The 16863-nt window shown below is 67.2% G+C and carries 14 protein-coding genes; 5 read left to right on the top strand and 9 right to left on the bottom strand.

The features are described 5' to 3' along the window. Positions 1-2 precede the first annotated feature (2 nt). Entirely contained in the window at positions 3-626 is a 624-nt protein-coding gene (locus tag A7W11_RS07060) for an FMN-dependent NADH-azoreductase (protein ID WP_066410302.1), read from the bottom strand. A gap of 460 nt (positions 627-1086) precedes the next feature. Here A7W11_RS07060 and aceE point away from each other — a divergent pair, with 460 nt between their 5' ends. After that, positions 1087-3771: a pyruvate dehydrogenase (acetyl-transferring), homodimeric type gene (gene aceE, locus A7W11_RS07055; RefSeq protein WP_066410301.1), complete on the top strand. Its 2685-nt coding sequence runs from the start codon at positions 1087-1089 to the stop codon at positions 3769-3771. Between the two features lie 127 nt (positions 3772-3898). Here aceE and A7W11_RS07050 read toward each other — a convergent pair whose 3' ends face one another. The 4 genes from A7W11_RS07050 to A7W11_RS07035 all read right to left on the bottom strand — a co-directional run bounded on the left by A7W11_RS07050 (position 3899) and on the right by A7W11_RS07035 (position 10879). Beyond that, the gene (locus A7W11_RS07050; protein WP_066410300.1) at positions 3899-4807 is read right to left on the bottom strand and encodes a formate/nitrite transporter family protein; all 909 of its coding nucleotides are present in this window, start codon (positions 4805-4807) and stop codon (positions 3899-3901) included. Positions 4808-5001: 194 nt separating this feature from the next. Continuing rightward, entirely contained in the window at positions 5002-6564 is a 1563-nt protein-coding gene (locus A7W11_RS07045; RefSeq protein WP_082887134.1) for an efflux transporter outer membrane subunit, read from the bottom strand. After that, a complete protein-coding gene (locus A7W11_RS07040; protein WP_066410299.1) occupies positions 6561-9734 on the bottom strand; it encodes an efflux RND transporter permease subunit in 3174 nt (1057 codons plus the stop codon). The genes A7W11_RS07045 and A7W11_RS07040 overlap by 4 nt, the downstream gene beginning before the upstream one ends. Positions 9735-9745: 11 nt before the next feature. Next, positions 9746-10879: an efflux RND transporter periplasmic adaptor subunit gene (locus A7W11_RS07035; RefSeq protein WP_066410298.1), complete on the bottom strand. Its 1134-nt coding sequence runs from the start codon at positions 10877-10879 to the stop codon at positions 9746-9748. A 250-nt stretch (positions 10880-11129) separates the two neighbouring features. On the opposite strand from A7W11_RS07035, the gene soxR reads away from it, so the two are divergent. Continuing rightward, the gene (soxR, locus tag A7W11_RS07030) at positions 11130-11606 is read left to right on the top strand and encodes a redox-sensitive transcriptional activator SoxR (protein ID WP_066410297.1); all 477 of its coding nucleotides are present in this window, start codon (positions 11130-11132) and stop codon (positions 11604-11606) included. Positions 11607-11635: 29 nt separating this feature from the next. On the opposite strand, the gene A7W11_RS07025 is transcribed toward soxR, so the two are convergent. Further along, positions 11636-12061: a DUF1810 domain-containing protein gene (locus tag A7W11_RS07025; protein ID WP_066410296.1), complete on the bottom strand. Its 426-nt coding sequence runs from the start codon at positions 12059-12061 to the stop codon at positions 11636-11638. 161 nt (positions 12062-12222) lie between these two features. Here A7W11_RS07025 and A7W11_RS07020 point away from each other — a divergent pair, with 161 nt between their 5' ends. Continuing rightward, positions 12223-13131: a D-hexose-6-phosphate mutarotase gene (locus A7W11_RS07020; RefSeq protein ID WP_066410295.1), complete on the top strand. Its 909-nt coding sequence runs from the start codon at positions 12223-12225 to the stop codon at positions 13129-13131. Between the two features lie 55 nt (positions 13132-13186). On the opposite strand, the gene A7W11_RS07015 is transcribed toward A7W11_RS07020, so the two are convergent. Then, positions 13187-14251 (bottom strand): NAD(P)-dependent alcohol dehydrogenase, encoded by a 1065-nt coding sequence (locus A7W11_RS07015; protein ID WP_066410294.1) that lies wholly within the window; start codon positions 14249-14251, stop codon positions 13187-13189. Between the two features lie 293 nt (positions 14252-14544). Here A7W11_RS07015 and A7W11_RS07010 point away from each other — a divergent pair, with 293 nt between their 5' ends. Further along, complete coding sequence (locus tag A7W11_RS07010) at positions 14545-14904, top strand: winged helix-turn-helix domain-containing protein (protein ID WP_066410293.1); 360 nt, start codon at positions 14545-14547, stop codon at positions 14902-14904. 30 nt (positions 14905-14934) lie between these two features. On the opposite strand, the gene A7W11_RS07005 is transcribed toward A7W11_RS07010, so the two are convergent. After that, positions 14935-15447, bottom strand: a complete 513-nt coding sequence (locus tag A7W11_RS07005) for a hypothetical protein (protein WP_235816821.1) — start codon at positions 15445-15447, stop codon at positions 14935-14937. Positions 15448-15602: 155 nt separating this feature from the next. Further along, the gene (locus A7W11_RS29035) at positions 15603-15992 is read right to left on the bottom strand and encodes a hypothetical protein (protein WP_156523021.1); all 390 of its coding nucleotides are present in this window, start codon (positions 15990-15992) and stop codon (positions 15603-15605) included. Between the two features lie 182 nt (positions 15993-16174). Between A7W11_RS29035 and modB the strand changes: the two genes are divergently transcribed. After that, a complete protein-coding gene (gene modB, locus A7W11_RS06995) occupies positions 16175-16852 on the top strand; it encodes a molybdate ABC transporter permease subunit (protein WP_156523020.1) in 678 nt (225 codons plus the stop codon). Positions 16853-16863 lie beyond the last annotated feature (11 nt).

Below are 16863 nucleotides of genomic sequence, written 5' to 3'. Positions count from 1 at the left end.
GGTCAGAAATATGCCGCCACGCCGAACGCCTGCGCCTTGGCCCGTTCGATGGCGGCGGGCCCCTGGTCGTCCCAGGTGTGCTCCACCGTCAAACGCGTGACGTCCCGCACCCCGATGAACTTCAGCCAGAAATCCAGATAATCGGCCTGGTGCGCAAAACCCGGATTATCGTCGCTCGCCCCCGCATCGATGCTCTGGCCGCGCACATGGATGACCAGCGCGCGCGAAGCATGCAGCATCGGGCCATATGCCTTGCCGTCGAAGGTGAACAGCATATTGCGCTGGCAGACCAGGTCGATCAACTGCTTCAGCTTGTACGGATAACCGAAATTCCACATCGGCACACCGATGACGATGCGGTCCGCCCACTGGAAACGGGCCGCCAGCGACTGGATGCGCTGCCAGACAGAAGCCTCATGGTCGTCCATGGGCGCGTTGGCGACGCCCTTGTACTTCGCGCCGATGCCCGCGTGGTCGAACTCGGGCAGGTCTTCTTCCCACACGTTCAGCGTATCGACCACCAGCGACGGACAGGCCTGGGCATACGCCTCGATGAAGGCATTGGCGACCGCGATCGACGCGGATCGGTCGCCGCGCGGGGAAGACACGATATTCAGCAAACGCATGATGCAAGGTTCCGGAAAAGAGAGTGCGAAGGGGAATGCGGCCACCCTGGCCGCCCGGCCCGGGCCGCGGCGGCGTCCGGAGCCGTTGAGAAACGCGCAATGTCCTGGGGCGCGAACGGGGCCAGGAACGATTCGGCGGCGGCGGCCTCGTAGACCGCCCACATTGTCTTGCGCAGCGTGCGCCCGGCCCGCCGAGCCACGCCTGGGCAGGCCGGTCCGCCTCGGACAGGCGACGGCCGTCCAGCGTATCGAACGCGCGATGGCACCGCGCGAACGAAAACCACGGATCCGGCGGTTTCATGGGCATGCTTTGCGCTTCAGACGATGAGTTGCATTTGCAATCGTACCGCAAAGCGCTCACAATCCGCTATCGATTGCATATGCAACTCATGCATGACCATGGCTGTCCGTGAGTCGGACCGAAGGTGCATTGCGATCCCGCCCCCTCATGGAGACAGACATGAATGCCCCCGAAATGCTGCTGGACGCACTGCCCCTGGACGTGGATCCCCAGGAGACACAGGAATGGATCGAAGCGCTGAGCGCCGTGACCGGTGTGCATGGACGCCACCGCGCGCACTACCTGCTGGATCGCCTGCACAGCGCCGATGCCCAGGTGCATGGCGATTTCCGCGGCGCGATCACCACGCCTTACGTCAACACGATCAGCGTCCACGACGAATCGGCCTATCCCGCCGATCTCCAGATCGAACGCCGGCTGGCCGCCATGGTGCGCTGGAACGCGATGGCCATGGTGCTGCGCGCCGGCAAGCACTCGAACGTGGGTGGACACATCGCCACCTACGCCTCCGCGGCCGTGCTGTACGAGGTGGGGTTCAACCATTTCTTCCGCGGGCGCACCGATCATTTCGCCGGCGACCTCGTCTATCTGCAGGGTCATGCCTCGCCGGGCATCTATGCGCGCGCCTTCGTGGAAGGCCGCATCAGCGAGGCGCAGTTGGACAACTTCCGGCGCGAGGCGGGACGCGATGGCGTGTCGTCGTATCCGCATCCGCGCCTGATGCCGGACTTCTGGCAGTTCCCGACGGTATCGATGGGACTGGGTCCCATTACCGCGGCCTATCAGGCGCGCTTCATGCGCTACCTGGAAGACCGGCAACTGACGCCGCAACAAGGCCGCAAGGTCTGGGCCTTCCTGGGCGACGGCGAGATGGACCAGCCCGAATCCCTGGCGGCGGTGGCCATGGCCGGGCGCGAGCGGCTGGACAACCTGATCGTGGTCGTCAATTGCAATCTGCAGCGGCTCGATGGCCCCGTGCGCGGCAACGCCAAGATCATCCAGGAGTTCGAGGGCCTGTACCGCGCCGCGGGATGGAACGTCATCAAGGTGATCTGGGGCGGCGGCTGGGACGACCTGCTGGCGCGCGACACCACCGGCCTGCTGCAGCAGCGCATGATGGAATGCGTCGATGGCGAGTACCAGGCGTTCAAGTCGCAAGACGGCGCGTATGTCCGCGAGCACTTCTTCGGCAAGTATCCGCCGTTGCTCGACCTGGTGGCCGACATGAGCGATGCGGACATCTGGGCGCTGACGCGTGGCGGCCATGATCCCGTGAAGGTGTACAACGCCTATGCCGCCGCCGTGCGCCATACGGGGCAGCCAACGGTGATCCTGGCCAAGACGGTCAAGGGCTTCGGCATGGGCGAAGCGGGCGAAGGCCAGAACGTGAACCACCAGTTGAAGAAACTGAACGCCGATGCCGTGCGCGCCTTCCGCGACCGCTTCGAACTGCCCGTCAGTGATGAGCAACTGGACGACATCCCCTATCTGAAGCCCGCGGCGGACAGCGACGAAGCGCGCTACCTGCATGGACGCCGCGCGGCGCTGGGCGGGTACATCCCGTCGCGCCATGCCGCCTGCGAGCCGCTGACGTTGCCCGCGCTGTCCCTGTTCGATGCGCAGTTGCAGGACTCCGGCACGCGCGCCTACTCGACGACAATGGCGTTCGTGCGCATGCTGGGCGCCCTGCTGAAGGATGAATCGCTGGGCCGCAACGTGGTGCCCATCGTGCCCGACGAATCGCGCACCTTCGGCATGGAAGGCATGTTCCGGCAGGTCGGCATCTATTCGCACGTCGGCCAGTTGTATACGCCACAGGATGCCGGCCAGCTGAGCTATTACCGCGAGACGCGCGACGGGCAGATCATGCAGGAAGGCCTGAACGAATCCGGCGCCATGTCGGCCTGGATCGCGGCGTCCACGGCCTACAGCAACCACGGCGTCACGGCCCTGCCTTTCTACATCTACTACTCGATGTTCGGCTTCCAGCGGGTGGGGGACCTGGCCTGGGCGGCCGGCGACGCGCGTGCCCGAGGTTTCCTGCTGGGCGCGACCTCGGGCCGCACGACGCTGATGGGCGAAGGCCTGCAGCACGACGATGGGCACAGCCACGTGCTGTCGTCCGTGATTCCGTGCTGCGTCTCCTACGACCCGACCTATGCCTACGAGCTGGCCGTGATCATCCACGACGGGATTCGCCGCATGTACGTGGAACAGGAGGACGTCTTCTACTACATCACGCTGTTGAACGAAAACTATGCCCACCCGGCGCTGCCCGATGGCGCGCGGGACGGCATTCTGCGTGGCTGGTATGCGCTGCGCACGATGGCGCCTGAAGGCGAACCCGCCGCGCGCGTGCAACTGGCGGGCAGCGGCGCCATTCTCAACGAAGTGATCCAGGCGGCGCAGTTGCTGGCGAACGACTACGCCATCGCCTGCGACATCTGGAGCGCGACGAGCCTGACCGAACTTCGCCGCGACGGCATGGCGGCCGAGCGCTGGAACCTGCTGCATCCGGAAGCGGCGCCGCGCGTGCCCTATGTACAGCAATGCCTGGCGGGACGAGAGGGTCCGCTGGTCGTGGCGACGGACTACATGAAGATCGTGGCCGACCAGATCCGGCCCTTCGTAGAGGGCCGCCGCATGGTGGCGCTGGGCACGGATGGCTTTGGCCGCTCGGACACGCGGGAGTCGCTGCGCAGCTTCTTCGAAGTGGACCGGCATTTCATCGCGGTGGCGGCGCTCAAGGCGCTGGCGGATGACGGCGTGCTGCCGCGCCAGGTCGTGACGGAGGCGATGCAGCGGTATGGGGTGGCGGCGGACAAGGCGGATCCGAGCCGCTGAGGCAAGCGGGCGGCCGCATCTAACCTGTGAGGCACCGCATGCTGCCCGTTCGGCATGCACCCCGCCCGCCCCGCTGGCACGGGGTGATGCCGCCCGGACGCAGCGTGCCGGGCTGGCGCGGGCGGATTCAGCGCTGCGGCGGGTCGCGGCCCTCTTCCTTGGCCTTCAGCTTCGCCTCGAGACGGCTCTCTTCATCCTCCTTCTTCTGCACGTCGAGGTTCGCATCCGCGCGCACCTGCGCATGGCTGATCAGGGCGAAGATGAAGGTGCCGCCGATGATGTTGCCGATCAGCGTGGGCAACACGAAGTTCAGCAGCGAATCCCCGATGGTGGCCTCGCCCAGCAGCACCAGGTAGGTCACCTCGATCATGCCGACCACCACGTGCGACACGTCCGAGATCCCCATCAGATAGGTGATCAGGAAGATCAGCAGGATGCGCCCGCTTTCCACCGCATGGATCATCCAGACCAGCAGCGCGATCAGCCAGCCTGCCAGTACGGCGGTGGCGAAGGTCTGCCCATTGGGCGCTTCCAGCAGATGGTGCCCCATCTCGACGAACGCTTTGTTCACCTCGGGCGAGAACATCGGCAGATAGGCGAAGACCGAGGCCGCGATCAGCCCGCCGATGAAATTGCCCAGCAGCACCGTGCCCCACAGGCGCAGCAACTGCATCAGCTTGGCCCAGGTGGGCTGCGACATGAAGGGCAGCACCGGCGTGACCGTGTTCTCGGTGAACAGCTGCTGCCCCGCCGTGATGACGAAGATGAAGCCCAGCGTGTAGCCGGCCGCCTCGACCAGCACGGCCCACGGCACGTCGGGCACGTAGGCCTGCAGCACGCCGCGGCCCAGCATGGAGGTGCTCATGATCAGGCCGCCCGCGATGGCCGACCAGAACAGCGCGAAGAAGTCGCGCCGCATCTCTTTCTCGCCTTCCTTGCGGATGATCTCGTGAACCGCGGCGGCCTTGGACGGCAGCCTCTCGGTCAGCTCGTCGGCGGATTCTTTCTTCTGGTCGGCGTGTTGGGTGTCGGACATGATGCGCCTCCGTGGGCCGCTGATTCGGTCAAGACCGGGGTTCGACGCCCGCACGATGGCGGGCGCATTCAACCTTATGTCAGCCGATCGAGGATGGACAGGGGGTCCACCCCGGCACGAGGCAAGCAGACGTAAGCGGCGCTACGAATCCCGCCGGAATTGGCGAGATCCGTAAGCAAGCGTGTGGCGTGGCGTCAGCGGGAGTACGTCGAGGCGGCACCGGCAGCCGCCGACGACACCGCCGAGGCATCGGTGGACATCACATCGACAGCCTGCGCGCCGGCCGGCACCGCGCCCGCCAACGCATTCGTGGACGCCACCGCCTGACGGCCCGCATCGGGCAGCCATCCTCCCGCCAACGCCCGGTACAAGGACACCGCCGCGGTGGCCTGCCGGGTATCCGCCTCGGCCGCGGCGTCCTGTGCCTGCAGGCGGCTGCGCTCGATGTCCAGCACCTCGAAGAACCCGATGGCGCCCGCCTGGAACCGCGAGCGCGCCAGATCGCTCGCGCGGGTGCTGTCGTCGGCCGCCCGGCGCAGGTGCCCCGCCTCGACCTGCGTGCGCGACAAGGTCAGCAAGGCGTTCTCGGTATCTTCGGCCGCGCGCAGCACGGTCTGTTGATACTGCGCCAGCAGCCCCGCGGCATCGGCGTCGCTGGCGGCGATGCGGGCGCGCACCCGGCCCACGTCCAGGAAGGACCAGTCGATCCCCAGCGCGATCAGGTTGCGGTCGCTGCCGTCCCGGAAGAAGTCGTAGCTGCCCGTGCTGCTGCCGATCAGCCCCATCAGCGAAAAGCGCGGAAACAGGCCCGCCGTGGCCACGCCGATGCGCGCGGTGGCGGCGTGCAGGCGGGCCTCTGCCGCGGCGACGTCCGGACGGCGGCGCAGCAGGTCGCCCGGCGTGCCGGGATCGATGGCGGGCGCCAGCGCCGGCAGCGCCATAGGCTCGTCCAGGCGCGCGATCAGCGCCTCGGGCGATTGCCCCGTCAACACCGCCAGGCGATGCTGGTTGACACCGATGACGGCTTCGTACGCGGCGATGCGCGAGGCCGTGGACTCGTACTGCGCGCGGGCGCGGACGGCATCCAGGTCGGAACCGCGCCCGGCGTCCACGCGCGCCTGCACCAGCGACAAGGTCTCCTGCTGCGTCCGCGCGTTGTCGCGCGCCAGTTGCAGCCGCCGTTGCGCGCCGCGCAATTGCATGTAGCTCTGCGCCACGTCGCCCGCGATGGCTACCCGCACCGCGCGCACGTCCGCCGCGCTGGCGGCGGTCTCGGCACGCTGGGCCTCGACGCCGCGGCGCACGCGGCCGAACAGGTCCAGTTCCCACGACGCATTGGCCGCGAGGCTGGACGTGGGCGAACTGCGCTGGTCGCGCGGCGCGCCGAAGGCCTCGTCGCGGCTCATCAACTGGTGGCCGATCTGGCCGCTGGCGGTGACGGTGGGATAGCGGTCCAGCTTCGCGTTCGACAGCAGCGCATTGGCCGAGTCGTAACGCGCGATGGCGATACGCAGGTCATGGTTGGCGGCATAGGCCTGCCCGACCAACTGGCCGAGCACCGGATCGCCGAAACCCTGCCAGAAGGCGGCATCGGCCCCATCCTGTGCCGCCGTGCCCGGCAAGCGTTGCGCATCCCCCCGAGCATATCGATCGGGCAACGGCGAGACGGGGCGTTCGTAATCGGGGCCCACCGCGCAGGCGGACAGGACCAGCGCGGCGGCCAGCGCAAGCGGATAGCGGACAAGGCGCGCGTTCATTGATGTTCTCCTTCCAGCGCGGGATGCGCATCGTGATGCCCTTGCAGCCGGGTGCCCGCCAGCTTGCGGATGGCGACGTAGAAGACCGGCGTGAGGAACAGGCCGAACAGCGTCACCCCCAGCATGCCGCCGAACACGGTGACGCCGGTGGCGGCGCGCACCTCGGCGCCCGCCCCGCTGCCGATCAGCAGGGGCACCGAACCCGCGATGAACGCCACCGAGGTCATGACGATGGGCCGCAGCCGCAGGCGGCAAGCCTGCAAGGCGGCCTCGACGGTGCCCTTGCCCTGGATCTCCAGTTCGCGCGCGAACTCCACGATCAGGATGGCGTTCTTGCACGCCAGGCCCATCAGCACCACCAGCCCCACCTGCACGAACACGTTGTTGTCGCCGCCGGCCAGCCACACGCCGAACAGCGCGGCGCACATGCAGACCGGCACGATCAGGATCACGGCCAGCGGCAGGGTCCAGCTTTCGTACAGCGCGGCCAGCACCAGGAACACCAGCATCAGCGCCAGCGGGAACACCACGAGGGCGGCATTGCTCTGCGTGACCTGCTGATAGCTCAGATCGCTCCACTCCAGCACGATGCCGGGCGGCAGCACCTGTTTGGCGATCGCTTCCAGCTTGGCCAGGGTCTGGCCCGAGGACAGCACGCGCGGGTCGGACTCGCCGATCAGGTCGGCGGCGGGATAGCCGTTGTAGCGCATCACCGGGTCCGGCCCGAAGGTGGGCGTCACGGTGACCATGGAGCCTACCGGCACCATCTCGCCCGCGGCGTTGCGCACACGCAGGTTGCCGATGTCGGCCACGGCCTGGCGATGGTCCGCGTCCGCCTGCGCCATCACGCGGTAGACGCGTCCGAACAGGTTGAAGTCGTTGACGTAGCTCGACCCCAGGTACACCTGCAGCGTCTGGAACAGGTCGGTCAGCGACACGCCCTGCGCCTTGGCCTTGATGCGGTCCACGTTCACTTCCAGCTGGGGAATGTTGGCCTGGTAGGAACTGACCGGATACCCCATGCCCGGCGTCTGCGCCACCGCCGCCATGAAGGCCTCGGTGGCCTTCTGCAAGGCGCCGTAGCCCAGTCCGCCCCGGTCTTCCAGGTACAGCGAATAGCCCGAGCCGTTGCCCAGGCCCTGGATGGGCGGCGGCATCAGCGCGTAGGCGAAGCCGCCCTTGATGGTGGAGAACTTGGCGCTGAGCTCGGCGTTGATCTCGGCCGCGCTGCGGGTGCGCTCGCCGAACGGCTTGAGGATGACGTAGCTGTTGGTGATGTTGGGCGTGTTGGTCTGCTGCAAGGCATTCAGCCCGGCGAAGCCCGCGACCGTCTGCACGCCCTCGGTGTCCAGGGCCATCCGGGTCATCTGCTGCATCACCTCGGTGGTGCGCGCCAGCGACGCGCCTTCGGGCAGTTTGGCGCCCGCGAACAGGTACAGTTTGTCCTGCGTGGGAATGAAGCCGGACGGCACGGTGTTGAACAGATACGCCGTGCCCGCCAGCAGCACCGCATACACGGCGAACACCAGGCCGCGGCGTTTCAGCGAACGGCCCACCACGCCGTGATAGCCATCCGAACTGCGCTGGAAGAACCGGTTGAACGGACGGAACAGCCAGCCCAGCATCGCGTCGATGGCGCGCGACAGGCCATCGCGCGGCGCGCCGTGCGGCCGCAGCAGCTTGGCGGCCAGCGCGGGCGACAGCGTCAGCGAGTTGATGGTGGAGATCACCGTGGAGATGGCGATGGTGACGGCGAACTGCTTGTAGAACTGGCCGGTGACGCCGCTCATGAAGGCCATGGGCACGAACACCGCGCACAGCACCAGCATGATGGCGATGATGGGGCCGGAGACTTCCTTCATGGCCTGGTGCGCGGCATCGCGCGGGGCGAGGCCGCGCTCGATGTTGCGCTCGACGTTCTCGACCACCACGATGGCGTCGTCCACCACGATGCCGATGGCCAGCACCAGCCCGAACAGCGTCAGCGTATTGATGGAATATCCCAGCAGCAGCAGGAACGCGAACGTGCCCACCACCGACACCGGCACGGCCACCAGCGGAATGATGGACGCGCGCCAGGTCTGCAGGAACAGGATCACCACGAATACGACAAGCACCACCGCCTCGATCAGCGTGTGCTGCACGGCCGCGATGGAATCGCGCACGAAGACCGTGGGATCCCAGGTGGCCTCGTACTTCAGGCCCGAGGGAAAGCGTTGCGACAGCTCATCCAGCTTGGCGTAGACGACCTCGGCCACGGCCAGGGAATTGGCGCCGGGCGACAGGAACACGCCCACGGAAGCCGAGTTCCTGTCGTCGCGGTAGGCTCGCAGGGTGTAGTCGCCCGCCCCCAGTTCGATGCGCGCCACGTCGGCGAGCTTCACCACCTGCCCGTCCGCCCCCGCGCGCAGCACGATGTTGCCGAACTCCTCGGTGCTCTTCAGGCGGCCGCGCACGTTGATGGGGGTCAGGAAGTCGCCCGCCTTGGGGCTGGGCTCGGCGCCCAGTTGGCCCGCGGACACCTGCACGTTCTGCTCGCGCACGGCGGCCAGCACGTCGCTGGCCGCCAGGCCGCGCGAGGCCAGGCGGTTGGGGTCGAGCCACAGCCGCATGGCGTAGTCGCCGGAGCCATACAGGCCGACGTCGCCCACGCCGGGAATGCGCGACAGCTCGTCCTTGACGTGCAGCAGCAGATAGTTGCGCATGTACAGCGAATCGCGGCTGTTGTCCGGCGAGTACAGCGTCAGGTACATCAGCGGCGTGGGCGACTGCTTCTGCGTGGTCACGCCGAACTGGCGCACCTCGTCGGGCAGGCGCGACAGCGACTGGCTGACGCGGTTCTGCACACGCACCGCCGCCGTGTCCGGATCGACGCCGGGCAGGAAGGTGACGGCCACCTGCAGCGTGCCGTCCGAGCTGGACACGGACTTCATGTACATGATGCCCTCGACGCCGTTGATGACCTCTTCGAGCGGCGCGGCGACGGACTCGGCGATCTCCTTGGGATTGGCGCCCGGATACGTGGCGCGCACGACCACGCTGGGCGGCACGACCTCGGGATATTCGCCCGCGGGCAGCACGGGAATGGCGATCAGGCCGACCGCGAAGAGGATGATCGACAGCACGACCGCGAAGATCGGCCGGTCGATGAAGAACTTGGAGAAATCCATGGCGTCCTGCCTTACGGCTTGTTGCCGGCTGCGCCAGCGGCGGCCAGCGCCACCGGCTTGACCGGCGCGCCGGGGTAGAAGATCTTCTGGAAGCCCTCGACCACGACCCGGTCTCCGGGCGAAAGTCCGGTCTCGACGATGCGCTGGCCGTCCACGGCGCGGCCCACCGTCACGTCGCGGCGCAGCGCCTTGTTCTCAGGGCCGATCACGTAGACGTACTTCTGGCTCTGGTCGGTCAGCACGGCCTTGTCGTCGACCAGCAGCGCGGATTGCGCGGCGGCGCTGTTCAACTGCACGCGCGCATACAGGCCGGGCACGAAAGCCTGGTCGGGATTGGCCAGCCGCGCGCGGGCGCGGATGGTGCCGGTGGCCGGATCCAGGCGGTTGTCCAGGAAATCCACCGTACCCGTGTGCGGGAAGCCCTGGTCGTTGGCCAGCGCGATGCCCACCGGCGCCTGCGCGATCGCGCGCCCCTTGCCCTGGGCGCGCTGCGCGGTGTAGCGCAGGAAGCTCTGCTCGTCGCAATCGAAGTACACGTAGACCGGGTCTTGAGACACCACGGTGGTCAGCAACGACTGGTCGGCGCGCGCCAGGTTGCCCGGGGTCAGCAAGGCGCGGCCGATGCGGCCCGAAATGGGGGCGCGCACTTCGGTATAGCCCAGGTTCAGCCTGGCGTCGTCCACCGCGGCGTCGGCGGCGCGCAGCGAGGCCTGCGCCTGCAATTGCGAGGCCTGGACGTTGTCCAGCTCTTCCTGCGAGGTGGCGCGCGCCTTCATCAGCGTCTGCACGCGGTTCAATTGCACGCGCGCCAGTTGCGCGGCCGCGCGAGCCTGCTGTTGCTGGGCAATGGCGCGGTCCAGCGCGATGCGATAGGGGCGCGGATCGATGACGAACAGCACGTCGCCCGGTTTCACGAAGTCGCCTTCCTTGAAGGCTACTCGCTCGAGGTAGCCGCTGACGCGTGGACGAAGTTCGACGGCATCGACGGCTTCCAGGCGGCCATTGAACTCGTCCTTCAGTTGGACGGTGCGCGGCTGGATGACCGCCACGCCGACCTCGGGCACGGGCGGCGCGCCTTCGGAGGCGGGTTGCTGGCACGCGGCCAGCATCAGGATGAGGGCGCCCGCCGACAAGCGGGCGGACATGGGGCGGAATCTGAAGGCGTGAGGGCCGTGCATAGGAAAGGTGTGCATGCGGAGGTTGAGGTGCCGCCATGGTGGTGCGCCGCATGCCTGGGGCCAAGATCCAAGATATGCCTATCCGACTAGGCCATGTCCGTGATCCTGGCTTTCCTGCCTGAGCGCCCGCCACCCCGACGGGGGGTACCGTGATGAAGTGGGCGCATGGTAAAAGTTAAAGTTAACTTCAAGTCAACAAAGACCCTGCTGGAGGCCTATGTCCACCAAACCCGAGATGAATGAAGCCTCGCTGTTGTCCATCGGCGAGGTCGCCGCGCGCAGCGGCGTGGCGGCGTCGGCGCTGCGCTATTACGAATCGCTGGGCCTGATCCAGTCGGTGCGCCAGGGCAGCAGCCGGCGCCATTTTCCGCGCGCCAGCCTGCGCCGCATCGCCTTCATCGTGTTTTCGCAACGCATCGGCTACACGCTGGAAGAGATCGCCGAACAACTGAACGGCCTGGGCGTGAACAGGGCGCCCTCCAAGGCGGACTGGGACCGCATGTCGCGCGACTGGCGCGCGCGCGTGAAGCAGCGCATCGCGGAACTGCAAAGGCTGGACATGGATCTGAACCACTGCATCGGCTGCGGCTGCCTGTCGTTGAAAAGCTGCAAGCTGAGCAATCCGAACGACCGGGCGGCGCGCAACGGCGCGGGCGCGCGCGTGTGGATGGGGGATGTGTATCCGGACGACTGAGGCGAGGCTACCGCCAGGGTTGACAGGCCCTAGTCCAGCAGGCGCAGCGTCTGCGCGTCCGGGCCTTCCGGATAGAACCGCGACAGCGCCGCCTCGACACCCGCGTCGCCGGGCACGATGGCCGCGAACAGCGTCAGGCACGAGCGCAGTTTCATGTCGTCGGGGGAGCCGAAGATGGCGCGCGGGTCGGCGGTGCCCAAGGCCAGCAGCGTGTGCACGCATTCGCGCAGGCGCGCGCCCAGCAGGGGATGCCGCAGATAGGCCGAGGCCTCGTCGCGCGAACCGATGCCGTAGAACTGCGCGGTGTCGCTGCGGCCCAGCCCGCGCAACTGCGGAAAGACGAACCACATCCAGTGACTGGCCTTGCGGCCGCGGGCCAGTTCGGCCAGCGCCTGGGAATAGACCTCGTCCTGGGCATCGACGAAGCGTTGCAGATTGAAGGGATCTTCGCTCATGGGCGTCTCGCGCAAGGCCGGCCAGGCCGGGTCAGGCAAGTGTAGGGCCCCTTGCCCCGCCGCGTCACGTCCCGGCTGGGAACCGCTTGCAACATAGCGCTACGCCGCAGGCGCCCTGCCCGGTCTTACACTGTCCGGGACTTCACAGGAGACCGACCGCCATGACCACGCCTGCCCCCGTACGCATCTTCCCCGAACGCCTGGGCGAACTGGATTGCCTGCGCATCGAGACGCCGCACGGTTCGGCACTGATGGCGCCGCAGGGTGCGCAACTGCTGAGCTACACACCCACCGGCGGCAAGCCGCTGGTGTGGCTGTCGGAACAGGCGTCGTTCCGCGCCGGCGCCTCGGTACGCGGCGGCGTGCCCGTATGCTGGCCCTGGTTCGGCGTCTACGCGCGCAATCCGCAATCGGTGCGCGACAGCGTGAACGCGCCGGACGACGCCCCCTCGCACGGCCTGGTGCGCGGGCTGGACTGGCAACTGGCCGAACCCGAGACGGGCAAGGACTGGGCCGAGCTGATGTTCGTGCTGGACCTGGAAGACGGCCTGGGCCCGTGGCGCCATTCGGCCCGGCTGGCGCTGACGGCGCGCTTCGGCAAGTCGCTGGAGCTGGGCTTCTCGATCACCAACACGGGCTCGGCGCCGTTTACGGTCAGCCTGGCCCTGCACACGTACCTGGCGGTGTCCGACAGCCGCCGCGTCCGCATCGACGGCCTGCAGGACAAGCCCTATCTGGACACGGCGCGCGGCTGGACGCCGCTGCGCCAGCAGGGCGAGATCGCCATCGAGGAAGAGACCGACCGCATCTACCAGGAAGTGGATCGGCCCATCGAGGTGCACGACCCCGACTGGGGACGTACCCTGCGCCTGGCGGCATCGAACTCGCGCTCGGCGGTGGTGTGGAATCCGTGGGTCGAGAAGTCGGCGCGGCTGTCCGACTTTGCCAGCGATGCCTGGCAGCGCATGCTGTGCATCGAGACGGCGCGCATCATGGACGACGTGCTGACCGTGGAAGCGGGCGCCACCGAGACGGTGGCGTTGGCGATCCAGGCCGACACCGGGGATTGAACCGGCCCGGATGGCGCATCGCCCCGGCCCTGCCGGGCCAGGGTTTCACGCGCGATCAGTTGGCGCGCAGCGTCTGCATGTCGATGACGAAACGGTATTTCACGTCGCCCTTCAACATGCGTTCGTAGGCGCCTTCGATGTCCTGCATGGCGATCATCTCGACGTCGGAGGTGATGCCGTGCTCGGCGCAGAAGTCCAGCATTTCCTGCGTTTCGGCGATGCCGCCGATCAGCGAGCCGGCCAGGCTGCGGCGCTTGCCGATGAACGAGAAGGCCGAAGGCGACGGGTGCGGCTCGGCCGGCACGCCGACCAGGGCCATGGTGCCATCCAGCTTGAGCAGCGCCAGGAAACGGTCCAGGTCGTGCGAGGCCGCCACGGTGTTCAGGATGAAGTCCAGGCTGTTGGCCTGCGCGGCCATGGCGTCGTCGTCGGTGGACACCACGACCTCGTCGGCGCCCAGCGCACGGGCGGCGTCGGCCTTGCTGGCCGAGGTGGTGAAGGCCACGACGTGCGCACCCAGCGCATGCGCCAGCTTCACGCCCATGTGGCCCAGGCCGCCGATGCCGACCACGCCGACGCGCTTGCCGGGACCCGCGCCCCAGCGGCGCAGCGGCGACCACGTGGTGATGCCGGCGCACAGCAGCGGCGCCGCGGCGGCCAGGTCTTTCTCGGCATGGTTGACGCTCAGCACGAACGACTGGTCGACCGTGATGGCTTCGGAGTAGCCGCCGTAGGTGTTCTCGGTGCCATTGCCCTTCATGACGCCGTTGTACGTGCCGGTGAAGCCATACTCGCCGTCGCAGTATTGTTCCAGGCCCAGCCTGCAGGAGCCGCAATGGCGGCAGCTGTCGATGATGCAGCCCACGCCGACGATGGCGCCTTCCTTGAACCTGGTGACCTCGCTGCCCACGGCCGTGACGCGGCCGATGATTTCGTGGCCGGGCACGCTGGGGAACATGACGCCGGCCCATTCACCGCGGGCGGTGTGCAGGTCGGAGTGGCAGACGCCACAGAACAGAATCTCGATGGCGACGTCCTGAGGACCGGGCGTGCGGCGTTCGATGGAGAACGGCGCCAGCGGCGTGGACGACGATTGCGCAGCGTAGGCTTTGGTCTGCATGATGGGGGACTCTCTGATACGAATGGAACGAAGGCGCTGGCCGCGGATGGCGGCTCGCGCCTCGGCTGGCTGCCGGGTGATGCCCGGTAGGAGGACGGCGCAAGCTTACGACAGGCAGGCTGCCGGACAGTTGGCCATGCCCGACAAGTGAATTCCGGAATCCCGGCGAATGACGCGCCGGCCGGAAAGGAAGCTTCCTCATGGTGGCGCGCCAAACGGCCGTGACACCCACCGCCCGGGCGCACGCCCCGGAACGGTGACACAATGGGCTTCGCCCCGATTTCCTCCGTGCCATGTCCCGCTCCGAGCCTCCCCGCGTCCAGTTCCGCATGCGTGTCTACCGCGATGCGGACATCGCCGTGGGGCCGGGCAAGATCGCGCTGCTCGAAGCCATCATCGAGGCCGGCTCCATCACGGCGGCGGCGCAACAGCTGGGCATGTCGTACCGGCGCGCCTGGCTGCTGATCGACGAACTGAACCGCTCGCTGCGGCGCCCGGCGGTGGAAAGCGCGGTGGGTGGCGCCCGCGGCGGCGGCACGGTGGTCACGCCCACGGGGCTGGAGCTGATCCGCTGCTATCGCGCGATCGAGGCGCGCGCGCAGGCCGCGGCGGCCGACGAGATCGCCACGCTGACGAGCATGCTGGCGCCTTGAGCCAGGCGCACCAGCGCATCGACTTCCGAGTTACGGCGCGCGACGCCTGGGCTTGCGCGCAGAGCCGACGGGCGCCGCGGCGCGCAGAGCCTGCGCAGCCTCGTATTCGTCGGCGGTCATCAGACGATCCTCCTGCGGCAGGAACCAGCTGACGACGATGCCGGCATCGCGCACGGCCAATTGGATGTGACCATCGCGACTGAACCCGGAATACGCATCGCCTAGCGGCTCGCCTTGCAGGAACGCGCCACGCACCATTTGATAGGCCTGCATGCTTTGCGCCTGACGAAACGCATGCAATGCCGTGAAGACTTGATTGTTCAATCTGCGCAGCAAAGGATTGTTGTCGTCATTCCTGGCCAATGGCGCGCCTACGGCCTTGAGTTGCTCAAGCACTTCGGAAAACTCGTCCAGACCTGTCTGGGTCGTCATGTCCAGACATCCGGACACGCAGATCACCGCGCCAACCACCGCCGGTGTGACGATCGGCCGTTTGGTGTAGAGCCTGTCGGGATGCGCCGCCGATTCAGCGGCGAAGTTCATCGCACGCTGCGGATCGCCTTCGAAAAAATAGGTTCCAGGCCCTAACCAATCATATTCATTCTGACTATGGTCCAAGGCTCGCAGACGCCCCGACACCAGATCGTCGCGTGTTGTCGCGTCACACCCGTGGTAGGCCAGCAGTAGATGGCCCGGCGTCACTGGAATACTTTGGTCAGATGACCGGAGGCGGTCAGTACCCCCGCCTTGCGCAACACGTCCAAAGTCTTTTGGCGGCTCAGCGCATAACGCTTGGCCGATTGAGCCGAGCCCGCTGCCGACGCGGCAAGCGACTTCTTTGCTGGCGCTTTTTTGGCAGCCACCTTTGCCATGGTCTTTTTGGCAGGCGCCTTCTTAGCGGCAATCTTTTTGGAGGCGGATTTTTTGGCTGGCGCCTTACTTGCCGGAGGTTCCGACACGCGCGCAGTTGCCTCGAACGATCCCACTAGCGTCTTGGGCGCCGCATACGTTCCGCGCACGGCAGGGCTGATCGACGTTTTGGCGATCTGACGCGTACTGGCTGCAGCGGATTTGCGCGGTTTCGACATGATTCATTATTGCACGCGGTATCGGGCAGCCACAGTCGCAAGGTGACAAATAGGTGCATCTGAAATGCTGCATGTGGCTCATCCACCGCAGCGGCGTGCTGGGCAGTTTGCTGAAACGGCAAAGGGGCCGCATTGCCGTCGCCAATCTTTACAATCCTGTTTTTCGTTGTATTCTTGTGGATATGACGCTACCCACGCTGGCCGCCTTCGAGTGGTTTCCGCTGATCCTTTCCCTGAAGGTCGCCGCGCTGGCCACGGTCGTGGCCCTGGTCATCGGCGTCGCCCTCGGCTGGCTGTTCGCGCGCCGGCCGTTTCCGGGCAGCGGCGTGCTCGAGGCCATCTGCATGTTGCCGCTGGTGCTGCCGCCCACTGTCATCGGCTATGCCATCCTGGTGGCCGCCGGCCGGCGCAGTCCGCTGGGCGCCTGGCTGCGCGAGCACCTCGACTACACCATCATCTTCAGCTGGCATGGGGCCGTGGTGGCCTCGGCGGTGGTGGCGCTGCCGCTGGTGCTGAAATCCGCCAGTTCGGCATTCGCCCACATCGACCGCACTCTGGAGGCGGCGGCCAGCACGCTGCGCCAGTCCCCGTGGTCGGTGTTCGTCCGCGTCACCCTGCCGCTGGCCTGGCCCGGCATCCTGGCCGGCACACTGCTGGCCTTCGCCCGCGCGATGGGCGAGTTCGGCGCCTCGCTGATGGTGGCGGGCTCGATTCCCGGCCGCACCCAGACGCTGTCCATGGCCATCTACGACGCCGTGCAGGCCGGCCAGGACGATCTGGCCCTGCTGCTGGTGACCGTCACCTCGCTGCTGTCGGTCGCCATCCTGGTGGCCTCCAATCGCTATCTTTCCGTACGCTGATCCCAACCAAG

Origin of the sequence: Bordetella ansorpii, from assembly GCF_900078315.1 — a bacterium.
GTDB classification, from domain to species: domain Bacteria; phylum Pseudomonadota; class Gammaproteobacteria; order Burkholderiales; family Burkholderiaceae_B; genus Bordetella; species Bordetella ansorpii.
This window is presented reverse-complemented; position numbering and strand designations above follow the sequence as displayed.

Excerpts from the sequence above, each read along its gene's own strand:
- A7W11_RS07060 (WP_066410302.1), bottom strand. The coding sequence starts at position 626 with ATGCGTTTGCTGAATATCGTGTCTTCCCCGCGCGGCGACCGATCCGCG.
- aceE (WP_066410301.1), top strand. The coding sequence starts at position 1,087 with ATGAATGCCCCCGAAATGCTGCTGGACGCACTGCCCCTGGACGTGGAT.
- A7W11_RS07050 (WP_066410300.1), bottom strand. The coding sequence starts at position 4,807 with ATGTCCGACACCCAACACGCCGACCAGAAGAAAGAATCCGCCGACGAG.
- A7W11_RS07045 (WP_082887134.1), bottom strand. The coding sequence starts at position 6,564 with ATGAACGCGCGCCTTGTCCGCTATCCGCTTGCGCTGGCCGCCGCGCTG.
- A7W11_RS07040 (WP_066410299.1), bottom strand. The coding sequence starts at position 9,734 with ATGGATTTCTCCAAGTTCTTCATCGACCGGCCGATCTTCGCGGTCGTG.
- A7W11_RS07035 (WP_066410298.1), bottom strand. The coding sequence starts at position 10,879 with ATGTCCGCCCGCTTGTCGGCGGGCGCCCTCATCCTGATGCTGGCCGCG.
- soxR (WP_066410297.1), top strand. The coding sequence starts at position 11,130 with ATGTCCACCAAACCCGAGATGAATGAAGCCTCGCTGTTGTCCATCGGC.
- A7W11_RS07025 (WP_066410296.1), bottom strand. The coding sequence starts at position 12,061 with ATGAGCGAAGATCCCTTCAATCTGCAACGCTTCGTCGATGCCCAGGAC.
- A7W11_RS07020 (WP_066410295.1), top strand. The coding sequence starts at position 12,223 with ATGACCACGCCTGCCCCCGTACGCATCTTCCCCGAACGCCTGGGCGAA.
- A7W11_RS07015 (WP_066410294.1), bottom strand. The coding sequence starts at position 14,251 with ATGCAGACCAAAGCCTACGCTGCGCAATCGTCGTCCACGCCGCTGGCG.
- A7W11_RS07010 (WP_066410293.1), top strand. The coding sequence starts at position 14,545 with ATGTCCCGCTCCGAGCCTCCCCGCGTCCAGTTCCGCATGCGTGTCTAC.
- A7W11_RS07005 (WP_235816821.1), bottom strand. The coding sequence starts at position 15,447 with ATGAACTTCGCCGCTGAATCGGCGGCGCATCCCGACAGGCTCTACACC.
- A7W11_RS29035 (WP_156523021.1), bottom strand. The coding sequence starts at position 15,992 with ATGTCGAAACCGCGCAAATCCGCTGCAGCCAGTACGCGTCAGATCGCC.
- modB (WP_156523020.1), top strand. The coding sequence starts at position 16,175 with ATGACGCTACCCACGCTGGCCGCCTTCGAGTGGTTTCCGCTGATCCTT.